The following is a 23982-nucleotide window of genomic DNA, read 5'->3' as shown; positions in this document are numbered from 1 at the left end:
CTTTTACTCCGCCGGCATGCCGTGCGGGACGCGGAAAAGGCTCCGGTCCTGCGCACGTTTTTCCGGTCGATGACGCGTCAGCGCCAGAATGAAGCCGGCGGTGACGCAGATCGCCACCATCGACGAGCCGCCGTAGGAAATCAGCGGCAGCGTCATGCCCTTTGCCGGCAGCAACTCGAGGTTGACGCCGATATTGATGATCGACTGGATGCCCATCTGCAGCACCAGGCCGGCAACGGCGAAGCGGTTGAAGTCGTTGCGCTCGCGATAGGCATGCGATAGGCCGCGCAACACCAGCACGGTAAAGAGCGCCACCAGCGCCATGCAGAAGACGATGCCGAACTCCTCGGCCGCGACCGAGAAGATGAAGTCGGTATGTGCATCCGGGATGATGCGCTTGACGATACCCTCACCCGGCCCCTGGCCGAACCAGCTGCCGCGGATGATCGCCTCGCGCGCCGTGTCGATCTGGAACGTGTCGCCCTCGCCGGTCATGAACTTGTCTATTCGCAACGCGACGTGCGGGAAGACGTAATAGGCGCTGAGCAGGCCGCCGGCGCCGCCGATGCCGAGCAGCATGATCCAGATCCATGGCATGCCGGCCATGAAGAACATCCCGCCCCAGACGGCCGTAGTCAGGATGGTCTGTCCGAGGTCAGGCTGCGCGACGAGCAGGGCGGCGACGATGGCAAACAGAATGATGGCGAAGAGATTACCGGGAATCTCCGGCTGGCGCGCATGTTCGGCAAACAGCCAGGCGCAAACCACGACGAAGGCGGGCTTCATGAATTCCGACGGCTGGATCGAAAGGCCGGCGATCCAGATCCAGCGCCTGCCGCCCTTAACCTCCTGTCCGACGAACAGCACCAGCACCATCATGGCGAGCGAGATGATCAGCAGCAGGATCGCCGTTCGCCGCACTTGCCGGGGCGTCAGGAACGACAGTCCGAGCATGACGGAAATCGAAGGGATCATGAAGGCCGCATGGCGCTTGACGAAGTGGAAGGGCTCGAGCCCGATGCGCTCGGCAACCGCGGGAGACGCTGCAAACGACAGCATGAAACCGATGCCCATCAGGAAGATGAACATCGCCAGGAAGAAGCGGTCGATGGTCCAGAACCAATCGGCCAAAGGCCCACGTTCCGCGCGGCTTACCATGTCATTTCTCTCCTGTTGCCGAACTGATCAGCATCGCAATCCCGTCAAGCGCTGCCACGTGTCCGACGAAGGCTTCACCCCTGACTTCGAAATTCTTATACTGATCGAAGCTTGCGCAAGCCGGGGATAACATGACGGCCGAAGCGGCGGCCTCGTCGCGCTCGGCATCGGCTGCCGCATGCACGACCGCGCGCTCCAGCGTGCCTGAAATCTCGTAAGGCACGGCCTCGCCGAGTGTCGCTGCGAATTCCGCCGCCGCTTCGCCGATCAGATATGCCTTGGCGATGCGCGGAAAATAGGGAGCGAGCGTGGTGATGCCGCCTGATTTCGGCAGGCCGCCGGCGATCCAGTAGATGCGATCATAGCTCGAAAGCGCCGGTGCCGCAGCATCGGCATTGGTCGCCTTGGAATCATTGACGAAGACGACGCGGCCACGCTGCCCCACCGGCTGCATGCGATGCTTGAGGCCAGGGAACGAGGCAAGGCCGGCACGGATGTCGTCGGCGGAAATACCGACGGCAAGGCAGGCGGCCACAGCTGCGGCGGCGTTCTGCGCATTATGGCTGCCGCGCAGCGTCTGGATACCGTCGAGATCGGCGAAGGGCAGCATGGCGCCGCCGGCGGCCTGAATGAGCCTGGTGCCCTCGGCATAAATGCCTGATGCCACCACGCTGCGGCGCGAAATGCGCACCACCTTGACACCCGCCCGCTCGACGCGGTCGGCAATCAGCGCCGAATGGCTGTCGTCGACGCCGACGACCGCCACATCGCTGCCGGCGACCAGCCGTTCCTTGACATCGGCGTAATGCTGCATCGTGCCGTGACGGTCGAGATGATCGGGCGTCAGGTTGAGCAGGATGCCGGCTGACGGGTTGAGCATCGGTGCCAGGTCGATCTGGTAGGAGGAGCATTCGACGACGTAATAGCGTCCGGCCTTCGGCGGATCGAGCGTCAGAACCGCCGTACCGATATTGCCGCCGAGCTGCGTATCATAGCCGGCGCTTTTCAGAATATGGGCGATCAGCGCCGTCGTCGTCGACTTGCCGTTGGTGCCTGTGATGGCGATGAACGGGCAATCCGGCGCATGGGCGCGGCGCTCGCGCACGAAGAGTTCGACATCGCCGACGATATCGACGCCGGCGGCGCGCGCAAGATCGACGGTCCAGTGCGGCTTCGGATGGGTGAGCGGCACGCCTGGTGATAGCACGAACAGCGCCTGCTGGCTCCAGTCGATGGTATGCAGATCCTCAGTCCGGATGCCCTCGGCGGAAGCCTTGGCGACGCTGTCGGGATTGTCGTCCCAGGCGGTCACCTCGGCGCCGCCCGAAACCAGCGCCCGGGCGGTGGCAAGGCCCGAGCCGCCGAGCCCGAAGAGCGCGACCTTCCTGTCCTTGAGCGTCGTGACCGGGATCATGGCCGCCTCACCGCAACTTCAGCGTCGAGAGGCCGAGCATGGCAAGGCCGACGGCGATGATCCAGAAGCGGATCACCACCTGGCTTTCGGTCCAGCCCTTCTTCTCGAAGTGATGATGGATCGGCGCCATCAGGAAGACGCGCCGGCCGGTCATCTTGAAGAAGCCCACCTGGATGATGACCGAAAGCGTCTCCATGACGAAGAGGCCGCCGATGATCGCCATGACGATCTCGTGTTTGGTGGCGACGGCAACAGTGCCGATCGTGCCGCCGAGCGCCAGCGACCCGGTATCGCCCATGAAGATGGCGGCCGGCGGCGCGTTGAACCACAGAAAGCCCAGCCCGGCGCCGATGACGGCGCCGAGAACGACGGCAAGCTCGCCGGTGCCGGGCACGAAATTGATCTGCAGGTAGTTCGCAAACACCACATTGCCGGCGAGATAGGCGATGACGCCGAAGGAGGCGGCGGCGATCATGACGGGCACGATAGCTAGCCCGTCAAGGCCGTCGGTCAGATTGACGGCATTGCCGGCGCCGACGATGACGAAGCCGCCGAAGACGACGAACATGATGCCGATATTGATCATGAAGTCCTTGAAGAAAGGAAAGGCGATCGACGAACCGAAGGTCGAGCCGGCAACGCCCGAGGCAAGGGCGGTGCGCATCATGAAATAGACGGCGATGCCGGCGATGACAAATTCGATGCCCAGGCGCGCCTTGCCGGAAAAGCCCATATGGCTCTGCTTCGTCACCTTGAGATAATCGTCATAGAAGCCGATCGCGCCGAAACCGAGCGTCACCAGCAAGGTGGCGACGACATAGACGTTGGAAAGATCGGCCCAGAGCAGCGAGGCGCCGACGATGCCGGCAAGGATCATAAGCCCGCCCATGGTCGGTGTGCCGGCCTTTTTGAAATGGGTCTGCGGCCCGTCGGCGCGGATCGGCTGGCCCTTACCCTGCCGGATGCGCAGCGAATTGATGATGGTCGGCCCGAACAGGAAGACGATCAGGGCTGAGGTGAACAGAGCAGCGCCTGTACGGAAGGTAATATATCTGAACAGGTTCAGAAACTTGAAATATTCCGACAGTTCGACAAGCCAGATCAGCATTCAGGGCCCCTTGTTTACCCGATCAAAGTTCGCGTTGCGTGTCGGAAAATGGCGGGAACTTGTCAAGGAGCGCGGCGACGATCTTGCCGAAACCGATGCTCAGAGACGATTTCACCATCAACACGTCGCCTGGCGCGACCGAGTTCAACACATAATCCGTCAATTCGGCGGTGTTCTCGCGATATTCGACATGGACGCTTTCCGGCAGCGATTCCTTGAGCGCGGCCATCTCTGCGCCGGCGAGCCAGACATGTTCGATACCGGCTGCAAGCAGCGGCACGGCCAGATCGGTATGGACCTTCTGCGCATACTCGCCCATTTCAAGCATGTCGCCCAGCACGGCGATACGGCGTCCGCGGCTGGTCGGCTCGGAGGCCGCCAGCAGTGCGATCGCCGCGCGCATCGAAGCCGGATTGGCATTGTAGCTTTCGTCGATCAGCGTGAAGCTGCCGCTGCCGATCGAAAGCCGGTGGCGCTTGCCCCTGCCCTTTTCCGGCTTCAGCGTCGCAATCGCTGCGATCGCCCTTTCCATGTCGGCACCGACGATCCTGACGACCCCGAGCGCGGCGAGCGCGTTCTCGGCGATATGGCGGCCGGGCGCGCCGATCGCGACCTCCAGCGTCTCGCCGCCGATCGTCAGCCACAGCGTCGAATTCTCATCCGCGCCGTTGAATTCCGCCAACCGGAATTCGGCCTTGGCATGCTGGCCGAAGGAATGGATATGCTCGATACCGAGCGACTGAGCCGTGCGGTCGAGGAAATTGAACTGGTCGTTGTCGCGGTTGAGCACCACATGGCCGCCTGGCTCGACCCCCTCGAAGATCTCCGCTTTGGCGGCAGCGATCTCTTTGATGTTCTTGAAATTGCCGAGATGGGCCGGTGCGATCGTCGTGATGATGGCGACATCGGGACGGATCATCTCGACCAGCGGCCGGATCTCGCCGGGATGGTTCATCCCGACTTCGAAGACACCGTAATCCGTATCGTCAGGCATGCGCGCCAGCGTCAGCGGTACGCCCCAATGATTGTTGAAGGAGGCGACGGAGGCATGCACCTTGCCGGAGGGCGACAGCACATGCCGCAGCATTTCCTTGGTGGTCGTCTTTCCCACGGAGCCCGTCACCGCGATGATCCGGGCCTTGGAGCGCTCGCGCGAGGCAAGGCCGAGCCGGCCGAGTGCCGCAAGCACATCCTCCACGACGATCATTGGCACCGTCAGGCGGCCCATGGCCGGAAGCCTCGCCTCACTGACGACGAGAAGGGAGGCGCCGTTCGCCACCGCCATCGACGCGTAGTCGTGACCGTCGACACGGTCGCCCTTGATCGCGAAGAAGGCTTCGCCCGGGCTGATCGAGCGGCTGTCGATGGAAATGCCGGTGATGCCTTCGGGCAGAGTGCCGAAGGGCCGCCCCGCCATTGCTGCGATCATGTCTTCGGTCGTCCAGAGCCAGCTCAAGATTGCAGTTCCTCCAAGGCCTTGCGCACCTCCGCATGATCGGAGAACGGCAGGGTGACGCTACCGATCGTCTGCCCTTCCTCATGCCCCTTGCCGGCGACGATCAGTGTATCGCCGGATCGCAACATACCAACAGCCTCGCGGATTGCCGTGGCGCGATCGGCAATTTCCGAGGCGCCGGATGCTGCCGCCATGATCTCCGCCCGGATCGCGGCCGGCTCCTCCGAGCGCGGATTGTCGTCGGTGACGATGACGACGTCGGCAAGTCGGCAGGCGATTTCACCCATGATCGGCCGTTTGCCGCGATCGCGGTCGCCGCCGCAGCCCAAGACGACGACGACGCGGCCGGTGGTGAAGGGCCGGACCGAGCCCAGCACGTTTTCCAGCGCATCCGGCTTATGGGCATAGTCGACATAGGCGAGCGCGCCGTCTTTCGTATGGCCGACGAGTTCGAGACGGCCGGACGCGCCGACGAGCTTCTCGAGCGCGGCCATCGCAACTTTCGGCTCGACGCCGGTCGACATGGCAAGACCTGCCGCGACCAGCGCGTTGGCCACCTGGAAATCGCCGGCCAGCGGAATATCCACCTCGAAGATCTCGCCGCCGATATGGATCTCGGCGGTCTGCTTGTGGCGGAAGTGCTCGACACGTTTCAAGGTGAGGTAGACGCCCTTGCGCCCGACGGTGCGCACATCGTGACCGGCAGCGGCAGCGGCCTTGATCGCCTGCGCCGACCATGGATCGTCGGCGAAGATCACCGCCGGCGCGCCCTTCGGCAGCAGCGTATCGAAAAGCCGCATCTTGGCGGCCATATAGGCCTCGACCGTGGGATGATAATCCATGTGGTCGCGGCCGAGATTGGTGAAGGCAGCGGCGGCAAGCTTGACGCCGTCGAGCCGGCTCTGGTCGAGGCCGTGGCTGGAAGCCTCCATCGCCGCATGCGTGACACCTTCGCCGGCAAGTTCGGCCAGTAGTTTGTGCAGCGACACCGGATCGGGCGTCGTCAGCGAACCATATTCGTTGCGCGTCGGCGAGACGACGCCTGTTGTGCCGATCATCGCCGCCGCATGCCCCGCATGCGCCCAGATCTGCCGGGTAAAAGAAGCCACAGAGGTCTTGCCCGCCGTGCCGGTGACGGCGACCATGGTCTCCGGCTGCCTGCCGAAGAAGCGCGAGGCGGCGATCGAAAGGAAACGGCGCGGCTCCTTGACCGCAAGCACCGGGATGGAAGCCTCGACGGCCTGGGAAGCAATCGCGACGGCGGCACCCCGGCCGGCGGCATCGGCGATGAAGCCCGCGCCGTCCGCCTTGCTGCCGGCGACAGCGACAAAAGCATTGCCCGGCGCCACATGGCGGCTATCCGAAGACAGGCCCGAAATATCAAGCAAGCCTGCCGGGCCTTCGAGCTGTGCTTCAATTTCCGGAAACTGATCTCCGGCCAGGTCTCGCAATTTCATCGAATGCACTTTTCTCTCTTGAAGCCGGTCCACCCCTCGCGAATCGGCGTCGATATTCATTCACACTCAATAAGACACCAGCAAGGCCGATCCGCCCTCCCCGAATTTCGGCTCGATGCCGAGAATGGGGGCCGCGCGGCTGATGATCTCGCGGGCGATCGGGCCAGCGGTACCGGCAGAGATCGTTCCGCCGTATTGCTTTTCGCCGGTTTTCGGCTCGTCGCAGAAGGTGATCACCGCATATTTGGGATCGTTGATCGGGAATGCGGCAATGAAGGAGTTGAAGTTCAAGGTCGCGGAATAGCGGCCGTTCACCACTTTATCGGCCGTGCCGGTCTTGCTGCCGACGGCAAAACCTGGCACGCGGGCGACGCGGCCCGATCCCTTGTATCCGTTGAAATCGAGAAGATAGCGGATCTCGTCGCTGGTCGTCTTCTTGATCACCTGCGTGGCGATTTCATCGGCCTGTTCGCGGCTGCGCGGCAGGAATGTCGGCTCGATCAGCTTGCCGCCATTGACGAGAGCGGCCGCCGCCACCCCTGTCTGCAGCGCCGTCGTCGAGACGCCGTGGCCGAAGGAAATCGTGATCGAATTGATCTTCTTCCAGACCCGCGGCTGGCTCGGCATCTTCACCTCAGGCAGCTCGGTCTGCATCTTGGTCAAGAGGCCGAACTTGGTCAGATAGTCCTTCTGCGCGTCGATGCCGACGATGTCGATGACGCGCGCCGTGCCGATATTCGACGAATACTGGAAAATCTCGGGCACGGTCAGCCAGCGGCGCTGCCCATGGAAATCGTGGATCGTGAAGCCGCCGATATAGATCGACTTGCTGGCATCGAACGTGTCGGTCATCTTCACCTTGCCGGTGTCGAGCGCCATCGCCAGCGAAAAGGTCTTGAAGGTCGATCCCATTTCGAAGGTGCCGTTGGTCATCCTGTTGAGCCAACCCTCCTTGGCTCCTTCCTGCGGATCGTTCGGATCGAAATCCGGCGCCGAGGCCATGGCCAGCACTTCCCCGGTATGCACGTCGATGACGGCAGCACCCGCCCCCTTGGACTGGAAGTTGTTGACGGCGTTGACGACCGCGTCCCGAACGATGTTCTGCACGCGCAGGTCGATCGACAGCCGCACCGGCTCGAGCGGCTGGTCGCTGGTCATGCCGACCGAGGCGAGGTCGGCGAGCCCCTGGTCGTCGATATATTTCTCCATCCCGGCGACACCGCGGTTGTCGATGTTGACGTAACCGAGGATATGCGCGGCGGTCGAGCCGCCCGGATAGAAGCGGCGCTTTTCCGGCCGGAAGCCGATACCGGGAATGCCGAGCGCCAGGATCTGGCTCTGCTGCTTCGGCGTCAGCTGCCGGCGCAGCCAGGCGAAATGCGACGTTTTGACCGAGAGCTTCTTATAGGTATCCCGGACGTCGAGCTCCGGCAGAACAGTCGCAAGCTTCTCGACCGCCTCGTCGGCATCGACGATCTTGTTGGGTTCGGCAAACAGCGAGACGGTGCGGATGTCGGTCGCCAGCACTTCGCCGTTGCGGTCGAGAATGTCGGGGCGCGAAGCCATCAGCCGATCGGGCGGCAGGATGCTGGAGACGACCTCCTGATCCTTCATCGCATATTCGACGAGACGGCCGCCGATGACGACATAGACACCCATGAAGCCGAGGATCAGCAGACCGACGCGGCTTTTTGCCTGCCCTGACTTCTTCTTGCGGGATCCCTCGATCGCCAGGCCGGCAGGAGAAGGACCGCCGAAACGATTGTAGACTCCAGCGGAGAAATGCGCCTGGCTCTTCAAGACCATGATGCGAGAAAGAAACGACATTATTCCACCGACCCCGTTTCGATCTCGTCTGCTTCATCCTCCTCCGCGGCGCGCGGCGCGGGTTTTGGAACGGGCTGCGCCTTCGTCGTGACCGTCGCGCCTTTGGCGCCGGCCAGGGCTGCACCTTTCGCGCCGGCCTCGGTCGCGCTCTTGGCGCCAGCCTTGGCCTCGGTCACGTCGGGCACGGGAACCTCGGATTTCAGCATCGGCAATTCCTTAGCATGCACCAGCGCCGTCGATTGCGTCGGCTGCAACTGCAACTCGTCATCATAGGCCTTGACCAGCCGCTCCAGCCGGTTCGGCTGCGATTGCAGCGCCCAGTCAGCCTTGAGAAGGTCGATCGTGTCCTCCTCGAGCTTGATCTCGGCTTCGAGGCGATGAACCTCCTCGAACTTCAATTCAGCGCGATGCTTGATCGTATAGGTGACGGCGGCGGTGGCCGTCATAACGCCGATGAGCACGAGATCGAACGTTTTCAGCATATCAACCTCCAAGCTTTCCGAGACTGGCGAGATTGGGAAACCCGAAGAGCGACATATCCGCAGCTTCAGCGGCGGCCTCCGTCCTCAGGCCGGCGCGCAGCTTGGCGGAGCGGGCGCGCGGATTGATCTCCGCCTCCACCTCGCTTGCCGAAACCATCGGCTTGCCGATCGCCGCGAAAGTTGCCGCCCGCTCATGCGCGACCGGCAGATGCCGCGACCCCGACGCCTTGCCGGCGCGGTCGGAGAAGAATTTCTTGACGATCCGGTCTTCGAGCGAATGAAAGGTGACGACGACGAGCCGGCCGCCCGGCTTCAGCGCTGCTTCCGCCGCAAACAGCGCCTGCGCGAGTTCGCCGAGCTCGTCATTGACGAAGATGCGCAAGGCCTGGAAGACACGCGTTGCCGGATGGATTTTGTCCTTCATCTTGCGGGGCGTGACCAGCTCGATGAGACCGGCAAGATCGCGTGTCGTCTCGAACGGCTTTTCCTCGCGGCGCTTCTCGATCGCATGCGCGATGCGCGGCGCCTGGCTTTCCTCGCCGAGGAAATGGAAGATGCGGATCAGATCGGCGACCTTGGCGCGGTTGACGACATCGGCCGCCGAAACGCCCGCGGCCGACATACGCATGTCGAGCGGCCCGTTCTTCTGGAAGGAGAAACCACGCTCGGCCTCATCGATCTGCATGGAGGAAACGCCGATATCGAGGACGACGCCATCGAGCCCGCCTTGCGGCGCATGATCGGCAAGATGCGAGAATTGCGAATGAACGAGCTTGAGACGGCCGCCATGGGCAGCAACCATTGCCTGGCCGGATGCAATCGCCGTCGGATCGCGGTCGAGCGCGATCACCTCGGCGCCGGCCGCAAGAATGGCGGCGCTGTAGCCGCCCGCACCGAATGTACCGTCGAGGATGAGCTTGCCGGGCGCGGGCGCCAACGCCGAAAGCACCTCATCAAGAAGAACAGGAATGTGACGAACCGGTCCGCCACCGGCATCAGTTGAACCTCCGCCAGGATTCGCCACCATTCCGTTCCCTCGTTCTTTCAGGAACGCTTGCCCGCCAGCTTGCGCTCCCCTCGTGCCTGCGCCTGCGCAGCCACAAAAGCCTGCGGCTGCCAAAGCTGAAAATGATCCGCCCGACCGACGAAGGTCACCTCGTCCGAGATGCCGGTAAAGCCGCGAATGAAATCCGTGACCATCAGCCGCCCCTCGGCGTCGAGCTTCATGAAGACCCCGCCTCCATGAATGAGAAGCGACATCTCGTTGGCATCCGGCGAAAACGGATCCTCCGCAGCAATCTGCCGTTCGAATCTTTCGAGAAGATCCGGACCGCCGACGCTGATCGCCGGAAACACAAAGTCCTGGAAGCAATAGAGCTCCTGAACATTGCGCTGCGCCAGCACGGACCGGAACGCCGAGGGCACGGAAACCCTGCCCTTGGCATCGATCCTGTTGGTCGCATTCGAAAGGAAGCGGCTCATCACACGAAACATCCGTTCCCGCAGGGATCCGGACCAAAAGACGCCCGAAACTCCCGATATCAGGCACAGCTTCGCAAGCCGGATGAGCAAAAACCCCTCCGACGCTTCCGGAGAGGAAGACGTCTTTGCTTTGCGATGAATGGGCAGGTGATTGCCCTGGTGCAGTGCGCATTTGGGATAGCATGGGACCATATGGGCGTCAATGGGATACGCCCATTTTGCAACAGACGCATGATCAAAAATTTATAAGCTGTTAAGTTTAACAAAGAGTTAGGATCGCCCTGTCGCGATGGTCGCGCAGCGGTGCTTTTGCAAAAAGAATTTTCAACAGGCGGACTGCATGAGCTTCCACTTGAAAACTTTCGATTTCAGCGGCTTACCGGGAAGTGATTCCTGAAATCAGGGCTTGATCGCGCCACAAAAGTTAATCGCCAGTTGGCCTGTAAGCCGGGTTCTGTATGGCTCCGGCGTGAACCGGAACGTGGCAGCCATTCCTCTGGGACAGCGTTCGCACGCTGCCTCGCGCAACCCACCCGGATGACTGGCCTGGAAACCGGCCGGAAGGCCTTTCGGCCTGCCGCGTCATCCCTATTCGGTCTTGCTCCCGGTGGGGTTTACCGTGCCATTTCCGTTGCCGGAGATGCGGTGGGCTCTTACCCCACCCTTTCACCCTTACCTGTCATGACAGGCGGTTTGCTTTCTGTGGCACTTTCCCTGAGGTCGCCCTCGCCGGACGTTATCCGGCACCGTGTTTCCGTGGAGCCCGGACTTTCCTCACCCTACCGCCTTTCGGCATTGATAGAGCGCGGCTGCCCAGCCAACTGGCAGGGGTCCCATAAACGAGAGAGATGGCAATTGCCACCGAAATCAAAATTTATTTAGCGAAATTCCGGTGTGAAATCCGTGGAGTAGCCATGTTCGCTGATTCTGCCTGACAAAAGCAGGTCAGCCCCAAGCCGGCCGATTTCGTCCGAACTCTTGGCCGAGGTGCCGGCGCAGCCCGTCAGCACCGCGATTTCAGGCGATGAGGTGTAGCCGATCATCGGGTAGCCGCTCTCCGTCTGCGAGACGACGCAGGCCGCCGTCGAAATCGAGAGCGGCGCCAAGTCGGGCACGAGACCTTCGACGATGCGTTCGTGATAGGCGCGCACGGTCTCGCGCCCCTCGGTTTTGAACCAGGCGCGCATCGCGACCTCGTCACCGAGCGCCAGATCGTCGGGATCGCCGCCGATCTTCAGGTAGAATTTGCCGTCGGGATAACGGATCGGCGGCAGCAGATAGATATGCGTGCCGGGCACATCGAGAATGAGCGACGGCATGGCCGCAAGGCGCACCGCATCGGTCTCGCTCACCTCGAAAAGCGTTACCGTCCGACCATAAACCGTCATGGCAACCGGCTTCGGCAACAGATTCTCTGCAATGGAAAATCCGCCCGCCGCCAGCAATACCTTCTCACCGCAATAGCTCCGGCCGCCGGCAGTCTCGACGACAGCCGATCCGCCCACGCTGCGGATCGAGACGACATGGTCGCGAATGACGGCAGCACCTGCCTTTTCCGCCAGCAGCGACTGTGCCTTGACCAGGCGGCGCGGGCTGATGTGGCCGGCCCCCCTTGCCTCGAAGACGCCGGCAGCGGCACTGGGAAAGGCGAAAAACGGAAAGGCGGCCCTCAGCCCAGCCTCATCGAGAAAGCGGGTCTCGACGCCGAGCGAAACGGCCGCCTGCCGGGTCCTCTCGAGATAATCGCTTCCATCAGGCGCGACGACCACGCAGCCGACCTCGCGATAGAAGTCGATGCCGCTGTCGCGGGAAATCTCGCGGTAACGGCCGATCGCGCGGTTGGCGAGCAGCGCCCAGTTGCGATCGGGATCGATGGTGCGGGTGATGCGCCCCTCGTCGTAATGGCTGGCGAAGACGCCCTGATGCGCCTTGCGATCATCAGGCTCGTCCGGGCCGATCACTCCCACGCCATCCACCTGGCGCGCCAGATGCCGCGCCGCCGCAGATCCCATCAGCCCGCGGCCGACGACGATATATTTGAAATCGACTGCCATGATGCTCCCTTTCAGGCAAAGACCGGCGTCAGCTCGCCGCCGAAATCACTGTCGCGGAGCGCACCTTCGGTCAGAAGCACGGCGCCCAGCCGTCCGAGTTCGTCGGAGGATTTGGCTGCGACGAAATTGCCGCCGGTGAGCACCGCGATGCGTGGCGACTGCGTAAATCCAGCATAAGGATAACCGGTCGGCGTGAAATTCGCCACGCAAGGCCCCGAGGTGACCGGGCAGCCGGCAAGCGCCGGCATCAACGTGAGGGCGATGCTTGCGAGATGCTCGCGTTCAGCTACGCTGCCATCCGAACGGAACCACGCGCCGACATTCTCCAGCTCTCTGAAAGACAGCATCTCGGTGTCGCCACCGAGTTTCAGGTAGGTCTTGCCGTCGGGATAACGCACCGGCGGCAGGATATAGATGTGGTCCTCCTCCCGGTCACCGAGCACGATCGTCGACGGCATGTCGCCGAAGATCGCCATCTCGTTCTCACTGATCTCGTAGAAGGCGACCGTGCGCGCCATGACCCTGGTATCGACGGGACGCGGCAGCAAGGCATTGAAATTGCTGAAACCGCCGGCAGCGACCAGCACGCGCTCGGCACTGTAGGTTCTGCCACCGGCCATCACCTCGACATGGGAACCGGCGTCGCGCACGGATGTCGCGGTTGCTTCGATCAGCGAGACACCGCCCTGTTCGGCAAGCCTCGCCTGCGCCCGCACCAACGCCCGCGGGTTGATGTGCCCGGCGCGCTTGCGCTCGAAATATCCGGTGAAATCAGGATCGACGGCAAGATAGGAAAAACGTTGGCGAAGGTCCGACGGCGCGAGGGTCTCGATATCGCTGCCGAGTGTCCGGCTGACGGTGAGCGCCCGGTTGATATAGTCCTGCTCGTCCTTTGGCGGCGGACCGGCAAAGAGGCAACCGACTTCGGAATAGAAGGAAATGCCGCTCCTTGCCTCGATCTCGCGGTAGCGGTCGAGCGCACGGGCGGCGAAACTTCCCCAGGTCAGATTGCCGTCGAACGTGCGGGTGATGCGCGCTTCGTCGTAATGGCTGGCGAATATCCCGTGATGGGCCTTGCGTTGCTCCGGCTCGCGCGGGCCGATCAGCGCAATGCCGTCGGCCATCGAGGCGAGATGCCGTGCGGCAGCCGCCCCCATCATGCCGCGCCCGATGATGATAAACCTGAAATCGACTGCCATATCTAACCTCGTGTCGAGGTGGCCTAACCTCATCGCGAGGTGGCCTAATCTCATCTCGAGGTAGCCCACCTCGTTTCAGGTGGGGATATCACGGCAAGCATCCTGATTCATATCGCAAATGCCGGAAAAATTCTCGGGCGACGCGTCCGGCGAAGCTCAGTCGAGCATCGCCAGGACCTTGCCGCAATAGGTCTTAGACACCGGGTTCATGCGCGTGGCGGCATGGCCGGCATTGTATTTCAGGATCGTGTTGCAGGTCTGCCCGCCGCCGAGCTGATGGGCGGCCGCCAGGTATTTCATCCCGTATTTGATGTTGGTCTCCGGATCGAACAGGCCCTTCTTCGTGCCGGAATAGCCCATCATCCGCGCCGTCGCCGGCTTGATCTGCATCAGGCCGATTTCGCCGGCGCTGCCGCGTGCCTTCGGATTGAAGTTGCTCTCGACACGCACGACGGCCTGGGCAAGCGCGACCGGCACGTCGTACTCAGCAGCATATTTATTGATCAGCGCGGCATAGGGAACGCTGGCGGAAAAATCGGGCATGGCATAGCCGCTCTGGCGATCGACGGTTTTCAGCGGGATGGTTTCAGCCCTGGCACCCCAGTCATCACCAGCCAAGGCAAAACTATATCCCGCCAGCAGCATGCCAACGCATGCCGCAGCACCAACAATCATATTCTTCATGTAGTCTATTCACTCCGACCCATAGAATTGCAGGACTGCGCGCCTCGCCGTCATCCGGTCATACGCGATCAAGGACTGATCGTGTTCCGCAGCAATTCTTATCGTTTCATTTGGCGCTCGTGGTTACACTTGAAAAAGCCGTGAGCGCTGTTCAGCGGGCGTTCTTAGACCATCGCAATGAGGAGATAATAGGGAAATGATGTGGCGAGGCGGTTTTCTCGCCAGCCGCAGAAATATCGGCCGGAAATCGGCCTCTTCCGCTCAGGAAAAACGCGGCAGCGCCGACAGCAGCCGGTGCAGCGTGTCGATCGTCGAGAAATCGGCGATGCCGTCCACCCGTTCAGGCCGGAAATGGCGCTGGAAAGCTTCCACGTCTCCCGCCGTCTTCTCGGAAAATTGTCCTGTGATTTCAGTGCCATAGCCATATAGAGACAGCATCGACTGCAGCGCTTCGACAGGCTGGCCGGCATCACCCTGCTGGAAGAAGCGCCCGCCGGTGATCGTTGCCGGCTCGACCCAGTGACCGACGCCCGCCCTGTGGAGCTCGCCCCATGGGAATTTCTCACCCGGATCGACCTTGCGGATCGGGGCGACATCGGAGTGCCCAAGGACCCGCTCCGGCGCGATTGACCAACGTTCGACACAGTCACGACACAATTCGATCACCGCGGCGATCTGCTCTTTCGGGTAATCGGGAAGTCCGCCGGGGTGGCCGGCATTGGCGATCTCGATGCCGATCGACAGCGAATTGATATCCGTCTCGCCGTGCCAGCTGCTCTTTCCCGCGTGCCAGGCCCGCCGCACCTCCGGCACTAGCTGCACCACCTCGCCGTTCTCATGCACGAAATAATGGCTGGAGACCTGGCTCTCGGCGCGACAGAGCCAGTCGAGCGCGCCATCCGCCGTCGGCATGCCGGTATAGTGCAGCAGGATCATGTCCGGACGGCGCCCGTCCGCGCGCTCGCCGTGGTTCGGCGAAGGCTGCACGCGGGCGCTCCCGCAGTCGGCCTCGAAAGAGGTCATGCGGCGCGGCGTTCCTTCTCGATCGCCGCATAGGCCGCATTCAGCGCCGCCATGCGCTCATTGGCGATGACATGGAACTCCTTCGGCACGCCGCGCGAGATCAGCCGGTCGGGATGATGTTCGCTGACGAGACCGTGATAGCGGCGGCGGATGGTCGGGAAATCGTCCGAGGGCAACACACCGAGCACCTTGTAGGGATCGCCGCCTGTGGAGACGTGGCGGGCGGCGATCTGCTCGAAGCGCATCTCGCTCATCTGAAAGATCTCGCCGATATGGCTGAGGAAATTCAGTTCCTTCTCATGGATCAGCCCATCGGCCTTGGCGATATGGAAGAGACCGTCGAGCACGTCTTCCAGCACGGTGCAATTGGCCGCGCAGGTAACGCAAAGCGTCGAGAGCCGTTCGGCATAGGCTTCGTAGCCGGCCACGTCCTGGCGTGCGAGGTTGTAAAGCCTGGCGACGTTCTTTGCCTGGTCCTGCGGGAATTCGAAGATTTCGCGGAAGGCTTCGACCTCCTTCTCGCTGACGATGCCGTCGGCCTTGGCCATCTTGGCCGACAGCGCGATGATCGCCACGGAGAAAGCCACCTTGCGCCGGGTCTCGGGATCACCTTCAAAAACCGTTCGGATAGCCTCGACCACCGCCGACAGCGCATTGCCCGCGGTATTGCCAATGGCATTCAACAGTTTTTCCCAGAAGGACATCGAAATCTCTCGCACGCTTGTCAACTTATATGCAGATAGCTTGACCAAAGAATCGTAGCCTTTGCAAGGCGACTATTGGTCGTAGGGCCGAACACAGTTTTCACGATTTGGTAATTGTCGCACCGCAGCAAAGGTTCCTCCTGCGCTCGGCACCTCCGCTTCGCGGCGCGCCGCGCCGGCAATTTCCACAAGAGTTCTCCGCAGTCAGAACCGGCTTGAAACGATTATATCAACTCTTCCGGCCGCAACGCGGCAGAAAGGCGCTTTTTCGTAAATTCTTTACTTTACAGGCTCCCTTCCCTGCCGCATCCATGCGCTCATGCATGTCGCCCGGAGGTGTGCAGCGGATCCGGGATAACGACATCCATGAAAACAATGCGCTAAGGCGCGTCGCTTGAATCGAATTCGAGGCGACGCCTGTAGCTGAAGCCGCCGCACCGAAACGCCATAGGAGGGATCATGGCCAAGCAGAAAGTTGCAATGCTGACCGCCGGAGGCCTGGCGCCCTGTCTTTCCTCCGCCGTCGGCGGACTGATCGAACGCTACAGCGACATCGCCCCCGACCTCGATCTCGTCGCCTACAAGTCCGGCTACCAGGGCGTATTGCTCGGCGACAGCATCGAGATCACCCGCGAGATGCGCGAAAAGGCGCCGCTGCTACATCGTTATGGCGGCTCGCCGATCGGCAACAGCCGCGTCAAGCTCACCAATGCCGCCGACTGTGTCAAGCGCGGTCTGGTCAAGGAAGGGGACAACCCGCTGCGGGTTGCCGCCGAACGCCTCGCCAATGACGGCATCACCATCCTCCACACGATCGGCGGCGACGACACCAACACCACCGCCGCCGACCTTGCCGCCTATCTCGCCGCCAACGGTTACAACCTCACCGTCGTCGGCCTGCCGAAGACCGTCGACAACGACGTCGTGCCGATCCGCCAGTCGCTCGGCGCCTGGACGGCCGCCGAAGTCGGCGCACATTTCTTCGACAATGTCGGCAACGAACAGACGGCCGCCCCCCGCACCCTCGTCATCCACGAGGTCATGGGCCGCCATTGCGGCTGGCTGACCGCCGCGACCGCCCGCGCCTATCTCCAGCGCACCAGCCGCAACCAATATGTCGACGGCCTGATGATGGACGCGCATCTGAAGAGTATCGACGCCGTCTACCTGCCTGAAATGGCCTTCGACCTCGACGCTGAGGCCGCCCGCCTGAAGGAGAGCATGGACCGCAACGGCCACGCCACGGTCTTCGTCTCCGAAGGCGCCTGCCTCGACGCCATCGTCGCGGAGCGCGAAGCCGCCGGCGAGACGGTCAAGCGCGACGCCTTCGGCCATGTGAAAATCGATACGATCAATGTCGGCGCTTGGTTCCAGAAGCAGTTCGCCAGCCTTTTGAACGCCGAACGTTCGCTCGTGCAGAAATCGGGCTACTTCGCCCGCTCGGCGCCGGCCAACAGCGACGACCTCCGGCTGATCCAGAGCATGGTCGATCTTGCAGTCGAGAGTGCGCTCAACAGAGTCTCCGGCGTCACCGGCCACGATGAAGCGCAAAACGGTAAATTGCGCACTATAGAATTCCCGCGCATCAAGGGCGGCAAGGCTTTTGACCTGTCGACGGCATGGTTTGCCGAAGTCATGGACAATATAGGCCAGAAATACAAAGAAGCGTGATTGACGGATGGTTAATATGATGTCTTTGCTTGTTCCTGAGGAATAGGAGGAGACACCATGTCACTTGAAGCTTGGCTCGCTTTTGCGGCCGCATCCGCCATCATGCTGGCCATACCGGGACCGACGATACTGCTCGTCGTTTCCTATGCGCTCGGTCATGGACGCAGGACGGCGTTTGCGACGGTGAGCGGTGTGGCGCTTGGTGACTTCACCGCGATGACGGCGTCTCTCTTCGGTCTCGGCGCCGTCCTCGCCACCTCCGCCACCCTCTTCACCGTCCTGAAGTGGATCGGCGGCGCCTACCTGATCTGGCTGGGAATCAAGCTCTGGCGGGCCCCGGTCATCGGCGAACCGGTTGCCGACAACGACAATCTGCCGGAAGAGAAATCGCTCAAGATCTTCCTCCACGCCTATGTCGTCACCGCCCTCAATCCGAAGAGCATTATCTTCTTCGTCGCCTTCGTGCCGCAGTTCCTCAATCCGGCCCTGCCCTTCGTCGGCCAGATGGCGATCATGGAAGCAACCTTCCTCGTGCTGGCGATCCTCAACGCTTCCGCTTATGCGTTTCTCGCCCATACCGCGCGCGGACTGATTCGCAAGGCGAGCGTCCAGCGCGCCGTAAACCGCACAGGCGGCACTCTGCTGATCGCTGCAGGCGCCGTAACCGCCGGGTATCGCCGTATTGCAGCTTAGAAATAATCCGTGGTTGCCGGAATGCCACGAATAGGTTAATGGGGTCGTCGGATTTAAGCTTTTTAGTAACTTTTATAACGCTGCCGGGGCGGCGCGATTTCACGAAAGTGACGGAATGGTAGCGATCGGATTGTCCGGGCTGAAACGCAGTCTTGTCGTTTCTACGGTGCTCTGCTGTGGCGTGATGACCGGCTGCGCGAGTGTCGAATACACCTCCCAGGCCGAACTGACAGCTGCGCAGACCGTGGTGCCGATGCCGAAGCCCGGTGAAGACGCCACGCTTGCCGCAATCCCGACGGCCGAAGGCACGGCCGCTCAGGCGGTCGCCGGTGCCACCCTTTCCCCGGCATCCCCTGCCCTGACCGCAACGGCGATGCCGACCGTGACCGCCTCCCAGCGTGCCGATCTCACCATGGAGCCGGCAGCCTACGCGCAGATCCCGCTGACACCCGAGATGACGGCGATCCAGTCCGTGGTACCGACGCCGCGTCCGGGAGCGCCGGCACAGCCGGCAACGCAGCTTGCTTTTGCCGCGACACCGCAGAACGGCGCGCTTGCGGCACTTGCCGCAGTCGACACGACGCCGCGCGCCAGCATGGACTACGGTTTCGATGAATCCGGGCCGATCGATCCGCCGACGGCGCCGCCGATGTTCAGCGACGACGACAAGGACGATGCGCCGACCGTCGAAAAGAGCTTCGTCACCAAGCTCATTCAGAAATATTCGAAACTCTACGAAATTCCCGAGACGCTGCTCCACCGCATAGTCCATCGCGAGAGCCGCTACAATCCGAAGGCCTACAACAAGCGCGGCTATTTCGGCCTCATGCAGATCAAGTACAACACTGCCAAATCAATGGGTTATGACGGCGCCCCGGGCGGTCTCTTCGATGCCGAGACCAACATCAAATATGCCGCGAAATATCTGCGCGGCGCCTGGCTCGTCTCCGACAGCAAGGAAGACGATGCCGTGCGTCTCTATGCGCGCGGTTATTATTACGATGCCAAGCGCAAGGGCATGAACGACGTCGCGCAGGGCAATTACTGACAACTACCCCAGAAAGACGGCTCGGCCTATGGCCGCGGCTGGACCTGCCGCTCTGATCCGGCCTGCAGTTGCGGCATGCCCAATTGCGGCGACGCCGCCAGGACTGCCTTGAGAAGCGTTTGCGGCTGATAACCGAGCCAGCCCGGAGTCAGGCCAAGCCGGACGACGACCAGATTGGCGGACGGCACGATCGCCATGCTTTGCCCGTCATGCCCCGTCAGCCAGAACGTGTCCTCCGGCAGCCCGAATACAGCACTCGAGCCGCCGGGCGCGAGCCACGCCTGGCCTTGCGTATACCGGCCGTTCGATGCTGCCGTCGGCGTGCGCATGGCGCCGACGAACCCCTCCGGCAACAGCCGCCGGCCATTCCAGACGCCATCCTGCAGCAGGAACTGTCCGAAACGCGCCCAGTCATGCGCAGTCGCATAGAGATAGGAGCTTCCGGCAAAGGTGCCGCGCGCGTCGAGCTCGAAGACGGCGCTGGTCATGCCGAGCGGGGAGAAGAGCGCATCATGCGGATAGGAAAAGGCTGCCTGCGCATTGCCGACCCTGTCCATCCAGATGCGTGACAAGAGCGCCGCCGTGCCGCTCGAATAGCGGAACCGCTGCCCGGGTGCTGCCTCCATCGGCGCATTGGCCGGCAGCGAGACCATGTCTGGATCGAGATAGAGCATGCGCGTCACATCGGCAACGCTGCCGTAATCCTCATTGAAGGCAAGCCCGCTCTCCATGCCGAGCAGGTCGGAAACCTTGATCCTCGCACGCTGATCGTCCTTCCACTGTGCCATCAAGTGATCGTCGTCGAACGAGACCTTGCCGTCGAGCATCAGCCGGCCGAGGATGGCCGCGTTCACCGTCTTCGTCATCGACCAGCCGATCAGTGGCGTCTTCGACGAAAATCCGGGACCATAGGCTTCGGCGACGATACGGCCGCCGCGCACCACCACGATCGCCCGCATGGCCGGACCGGCAAATCGGGCATCGGCCAGCACCGCGGCGATCTTCGCGTCCGGCTGATTGCCAGTGCCCTCGCCTTGCGGCCACACCGCGTCATTCGCCTGCATCTTGGCCGGCGGATCGAACGGCACCGCGTTAATCGCCGCCTCGAAATTGCCGTCCGGCACGCTGGTGCATCCGAGAGCGCCGCGATAGAGCGCATAACTCGATGCGAACAGCCCCATGAAGCGCGCCGTCACCCGGCCGCTGTCACGCTCGACACCGACGCGAACCAGCCTCAGCAGCGGATTTCCCGGCGCCTGGACGTCGTCATGCAACACATCGTCGGCATCCCGGCTGGCGACGAAGACATTGGAGCAGACGATCTTGGCGGCGTAGCCGTCCCCGACGCGCAAGAGCTCCGGCGGCCAGGCGAAGAGCCAGCCGGTTCCGGCAGCGATGATGAGAGCCACAAGGAGAGCAAGCGCCTTCAGGACACGCAGCACAAATCGCATGGCATTCCTCCATGCCGGGAGAGAAGCAGGAATCGCGCCTGTCGGAAAGGGGCCGGTGCGAAGTAGGCGCACCATTCCGATCACTCTTCATTGATGCCGGAGCCTTCCGAGAACGGTGCCCCACAGCCCACGTCATCAAACTGTAGCAGTGGCGCGCTACACGCCCTGAACGCTAAAAAGGTGACAGACTCATGTCAGAATTTGCACCGGATGCCGGCTTCCGCAAGAACCGGAAACTCAAGGACGCCCTTCTCCGCCACAAGGCTTTTTCGAAGGAAGGTTTTTCCGAGCGTCTCTTCGGCCTCCTCTTCTCCGGCCTCGTTTATCCGCAGATCTGGGAGGATCCGGATCTCGACATGCAGGCGATGGAGCTGAAGCCCAACCATCGCATCGTCACCATCGGCTCCGGCGGCTGCAACATGCTCGCCTATCTCTCCAAAGCGCCGGCATCGATCGACGTCGTCGACCTCAACCCGCACCATATCGCGCTGAACCGCCTGAAGCTCGCCGCCTTCAAGCATCTGCCGGATCATGCCGATCTCGTCCGTTTCCTGGCCATGCCGAACGAGAAGTCGAACAGCCGCGCCTACGACCGGCATCTTGCCGTCAAGCTTGACGAGGCGACCCGCAGCTATTGGAACGGCCGCAAGTTCGGCCGCCGCCGCGTCACCGTCTTCGACCGCAACATCTACGAAACCGGTCTGCTCGGCCGCTTCATCGGCGCGGCCCATCTTCTTGCCCGCCTGCATGGCGTCAAGCTGCGCGAGATGACCAAGACCCGCTCGATCCGCGAGCAGCGCCAGTTCTTCGAAGAGCAGATCGCGCCGCTGTTCGAAAAGCCGGTGGTGCGCTGGATCACCGGCCGCAAGAGCTCGCTCTTCGGCCTTGGCATCCCGCCGCAGCAATATGACGAGCTCGCAAGCCTGGCCGCCGACCATTCGATCGCACCGGTGCTGAAGCACCGCCTGGAAAAGCTCGCCTGTCATTTCCCGATGCGCGACAATTATTTCGCCTGGCAGGCCTTCGGCCGCCGCTACGGCACTGAAGAGGAAGGCCCGCTGCCGACCTATCTGAAGCCGGAGCACTATGAAGTGATCCGCGCCAATGTCGACCGCGTCAACGTCCACCATGCAAGCTTCACCGAGCTTCTGGCCCGCGAGCCGGCCGCCTCGCGCGACCGCTACATCCTGCTCGACGCGCAGGATTGGATGACGGACGAGCAGTTGAACGACGTCTGGCGGGAAATCACCCGCACGGCGCGTGAAGGCGCCCGCGTGATCTTCCGCACCGCCGCCGAAAAGAGCATCATCGAAGGCCGCCTGTCTCCTTCGATCCGCGACCAGTGGGACTACTTCGAGGAGAAGTCGCGCGAGCTGACGGCCCTTGATCGTTCGGCGATCTACGGCGGCTTCCACATTTACGGGAAGAAGGCGTGAGCAAGGTCGGCACCGAGACGGCAGGAAAGAGCGGCGAACATGCCAGCCTGATGGATGGCATGTACCGCTACCAGCGCCATATCTACGATCTGACGCGCAAATATTACCTTCTCGGCCGCGACAGCACGATCCGCAATCTCGATGTACCCGAGGGCGGCACCCTACTCGAAGTCGGTTGCGGCACCGGCCGCAACATGGCCTTCGCCCACAGGCATTTCCCGACAGCCAAGCTGTTCGGCCTCGACATTTCCCAGGAAATGCTGATTTCGGCGCGCAAGACCTTCGCCACCAAGGCGACGATCCCGGAATTCCGCGTTGCCGATGCCACGGCCTTCACCCCGCGCGAATTCGGCGTCAGCGGCTTCGACCGCATCCTGATCTCCTATGCCCTGTCGATGATCCCGGACTGGGAGCGCGCCGTCGATGCGTCGATTGCCGCACTCAACCCCGGCGGTCAGTTGCACATCGTCGATTTCGGCCAGCAGGAAGGCCTGCCCGGCTGGTTCCGCCGCATGCTGCAGTCATGGCTCGCAAAATTCCACGTCACCCCGCGCTCCGATCTGCGGGAGCTCCTGGAAGCGCAAGCCCATGAAAACAACGCGAGATTGTTGTTCGACACCGTCGGCGGCGGTTACGCCTGGCGGGCGGCCATTATCAGCAACCGCTCATAATTCGCTTGAAACTAACCGATTTTTTACGTTGATATGGTGAAAAGAGGGTTATCCTCTGCCGACTCGTCTTTTTCGAAGGTCAGGCTGTGGGGCAAAGAGATCATTCGGTTCACGACGGGATGCCCATGCGCCGGCTTTTGTTTTGCGTTCTGCCTCTGGCCATTCTCCTGGCAGGCTGCTCCTCTTCTGGCCACGACTATCTCGAAACAGCATCGATCAAGCCGAAGACGCGATTCAAGGACACCGATCCGCAGGATTTCGGCCCGAAACATCCGCAGCAGAACCAGGTCCACGGCATCGATATCTCCAAATGGCAGGGCGATATCGACTGGGCGACGGTCAAAAATTCCGGTGTCGCCTTCGCTTTCATCAAGGCGACGGAAGGCAAGGACAGGGTCGATCCGCGCTTCGACGAATACTGGCGCGAGGCGCGCGCCGCCGGCATCCCGCACGCGCCCTACCATTTCTATTATTTCTGCTCCTCGGCCGATCAGCAGGCCGACTGGTTCATCCGCAACGTGCCGAAGGAGGCGATGCGCCTGCCGCCGGTGCTCGACGTCGAATGGAACGCCGAATCGAAGACCTGCCGCTACCGTCCCGACCCGGAAACGGTGCGCGCCGAAATGCAGCGTTTCATGGACCGGCTGGAGGCCTATTACGGCAAACGCCCGATCATCTACACCTCGGTCGATTTCCACCGCGACAATCTCGCCGGTTACTTCCAGGATTATCATTTCTGGGTGCGTTCGGTGGCAAAACACCCCGAAGTGACCTATTCCGACCGCCGCTGGGCCTTCTGGCAATATACCTCGACCGGCGTCATTCCGGGCATCAGCGGTCCCACGGATATCAATGTCTTTGCCGGCAGTGCAAAGAACTGGAACAATTGGGTCGCTGCCGTTTCCAAGGATAGAAATTCTTAGTAACGTCTTTCAATGTTTCTTGCTTCCGTCACATTCCTCTG

General features: G+C 62.1%; 21 protein-coding genes and 1 other RNA gene. 6 read left to right on the top strand and 16 right to left on the bottom strand.

Going from position 1 to position 23982, the window contains the following annotated elements; all coding sequences use genetic code 11:
- Positions 1-3 precede the first annotated feature (3 nt).
- From ftsW to OS035_RS27080, 15 genes are all read right to left on the bottom strand, one after another.
- Positions 4-1158, bottom strand: a complete 1155-nt coding sequence (gene ftsW / locus OS035_RS27150) for a putative lipid II flippase FtsW (RefSeq protein ID WP_003565051.1) — start codon at positions 1156-1158, stop codon at positions 4-6.
- A 1-nt stretch (position 1159) separates the two neighbouring features.
- A complete protein-coding gene (gene murD, locus OS035_RS27145) occupies positions 1160-2572 on the bottom strand; it encodes a UDP-N-acetylmuramoyl-L-alanine--D-glutamate ligase (RefSeq protein ID WP_183777637.1) in 1413 nt (470 codons plus the stop codon).
- 7 nt (positions 2573-2579) lie between these two features.
- Positions 2580-3680, bottom strand: a complete 1101-nt coding sequence (gene mraY, locus OS035_RS27140; RefSeq protein WP_003593357.1) for a phospho-N-acetylmuramoyl-pentapeptide-transferase — start codon at positions 3678-3680, stop codon at positions 2580-2582.
- A 22-nt stretch (positions 3681-3702) separates the two neighbouring features.
- A complete protein-coding gene (locus OS035_RS27135; RefSeq protein ID WP_097628243.1) occupies positions 3703-5136 on the bottom strand; it encodes a UDP-N-acetylmuramoylalanyl-D-glutamyl-2,6-diaminopimelate--D-alanyl-D-alanine ligase in 1434 nt (477 codons plus the stop codon).
- Positions 5133-6653, bottom strand: a complete 1521-nt coding sequence (locus OS035_RS27130; RefSeq protein WP_331814259.1) for a UDP-N-acetylmuramoyl-L-alanyl-D-glutamate--2,6-diaminopimelate ligase — start codon at positions 6651-6653, stop codon at positions 5133-5135. The genes OS035_RS27135 and OS035_RS27130 overlap by 4 nt, the downstream gene beginning before the upstream one ends.
- A gap of 6 nt (positions 6654-6659) precedes the next feature.
- The gene (locus OS035_RS27125) at positions 6660-8420 is read right to left on the bottom strand and encodes a peptidoglycan D,D-transpeptidase FtsI family protein (protein ID WP_003593354.1); all 1761 of its coding nucleotides are present in this window, start codon (positions 8418-8420) and stop codon (positions 6660-6662) included.
- Positions 8420-8902, bottom strand: coding sequence for a cell division protein FtsL (ftsL, locus tag OS035_RS27120; protein ID WP_097628241.1), 483 nt, complete (start codon positions 8900-8902; stop codon positions 8420-8422). The genes OS035_RS27125 and ftsL overlap by 1 nt, the downstream gene beginning before the upstream one ends.
- Before the next feature lies 1 nt (position 8903).
- Positions 8904-9929 (bottom strand): 16S rRNA (cytosine(1402)-N(4))-methyltransferase RsmH, encoded by a 1026-nt coding sequence (rsmH, locus tag OS035_RS27115; RefSeq protein ID WP_097628240.1) that lies wholly within the window; start codon positions 9927-9929, stop codon positions 8904-8906.
- A 17-nt stretch (positions 9930-9946) separates the two neighbouring features.
- Entirely contained in the window at positions 9947-10384 is a 438-nt protein-coding gene (mraZ, locus tag OS035_RS27110) for a division/cell wall cluster transcriptional repressor MraZ (protein WP_024320776.1), read from the bottom strand.
- Positions 10385-10811: 427 nt separating this feature from the next.
- Positions 10812-11209: RNase P RNA component class A (gene rnpB / locus OS035_RS27105), an RNA gene on the bottom strand.
- 53 nt (positions 11210-11262) lie between these two features.
- Complete coding sequence (locus tag OS035_RS27100) at positions 11263-12438, bottom strand: NAD(P)/FAD-dependent oxidoreductase (RefSeq protein WP_097628239.1); 1176 nt, start codon at positions 12436-12438, stop codon at positions 11263-11265.
- Positions 12439-12449: 11 nt separating this feature from the next.
- Entirely contained in the window at positions 12450-13637 is a 1188-nt protein-coding gene (locus OS035_RS27095; RefSeq protein WP_097628238.1) for an NAD(P)/FAD-dependent oxidoreductase, read from the bottom strand.
- Positions 13638-13793: 156 nt separating this feature from the next.
- Complete coding sequence (locus tag OS035_RS27090) at positions 13794-14321, bottom strand: lytic transglycosylase domain-containing protein (RefSeq protein WP_097628237.1); 528 nt, start codon at positions 14319-14321, stop codon at positions 13794-13796.
- 261 nt (positions 14322-14582) lie between these two features.
- A complete protein-coding gene (locus OS035_RS27085) occupies positions 14583-15344 on the bottom strand; it encodes an N-acetylmuramoyl-L-alanine amidase (RefSeq protein WP_097628236.1) in 762 nt (253 codons plus the stop codon).
- Positions 15341-16048 (bottom strand): J domain-containing protein, encoded by a 708-nt coding sequence (locus OS035_RS27080; protein ID WP_097628235.1) that lies wholly within the window; start codon positions 16046-16048, stop codon positions 15341-15343. The genes OS035_RS27085 and OS035_RS27080 overlap by 4 nt, the downstream gene beginning before the upstream one ends.
- Before the next feature lie 459 nt (positions 16049-16507).
- On the opposite strand from OS035_RS27080, the gene OS035_RS27075 reads away from it, so the two are divergent.
- The 3 genes from OS035_RS27075 to OS035_RS27065 all read left to right on the top strand — a co-directional run bounded on the left by OS035_RS27075 (position 16508) and on the right by OS035_RS27065 (position 19460).
- Complete coding sequence (locus tag OS035_RS27075) at positions 16508-17719, top strand: pyrophosphate--fructose-6-phosphate 1-phosphotransferase (RefSeq protein WP_131711341.1); 1212 nt, start codon at positions 16508-16510, stop codon at positions 17717-17719.
- A 57-nt stretch (positions 17720-17776) separates the two neighbouring features.
- Complete coding sequence (locus OS035_RS27070; RefSeq protein WP_183853379.1) at positions 17777-18412, top strand: LysE family translocator; 636 nt, start codon at positions 17777-17779, stop codon at positions 18410-18412.
- Positions 18413-18527: 115 nt separating this feature from the next.
- Positions 18528-19460, top strand: coding sequence for a lytic transglycosylase domain-containing protein (locus OS035_RS27065; RefSeq protein ID WP_097628234.1), 933 nt, complete (start codon positions 18528-18530; stop codon positions 19458-19460).
- A gap of 26 nt (positions 19461-19486) precedes the next feature.
- Here OS035_RS27065 and OS035_RS27060 read toward each other — a convergent pair whose 3' ends face one another.
- Entirely contained in the window at positions 19487-20911 is a 1425-nt protein-coding gene (locus OS035_RS27060; protein WP_097628233.1) for a serine hydrolase domain-containing protein, read from the bottom strand.
- A gap of 191 nt (positions 20912-21102) precedes the next feature.
- On the opposite strand from OS035_RS27060, the gene OS035_RS27055 reads away from it, so the two are divergent.
- The 3 genes from OS035_RS27055 (at position 21103) to OS035_RS27045 (ending at position 23941) form a co-directional block, all read left to right on the top strand.
- Positions 21103-22347 (top strand): DUF3419 family protein, encoded by a 1245-nt coding sequence (locus OS035_RS27055; RefSeq protein WP_097628232.1) that lies wholly within the window; start codon positions 21103-21105, stop codon positions 22345-22347.
- Positions 22344-23018, top strand: a complete 675-nt coding sequence (locus tag OS035_RS27050) for a class I SAM-dependent methyltransferase (RefSeq protein WP_097628231.1) — start codon at positions 22344-22346, stop codon at positions 23016-23018. The genes OS035_RS27055 and OS035_RS27050 overlap by 4 nt, the downstream gene beginning before the upstream one ends.
- A gap of 125 nt (positions 23019-23143) precedes the next feature.
- Positions 23144-23941, top strand: a complete 798-nt coding sequence (locus tag OS035_RS27045; RefSeq protein ID WP_310805165.1) for a GH25 family lysozyme — start codon at positions 23144-23146, stop codon at positions 23939-23941.
- Positions 23942-23982 lie beyond the last annotated feature (41 nt).

The organism is Rhizobium sp. 268, from assembly GCF_036571585.1.
GTDB lineage: Bacteria > Pseudomonadota > Alphaproteobacteria > Rhizobiales > Rhizobiaceae > Rhizobium > Rhizobium redzepovicii.
The sequence above is the reverse complement of the archived record's forward strand: the minus strand, read 5'-3'. Positions and strand labels throughout refer to the sequence as shown.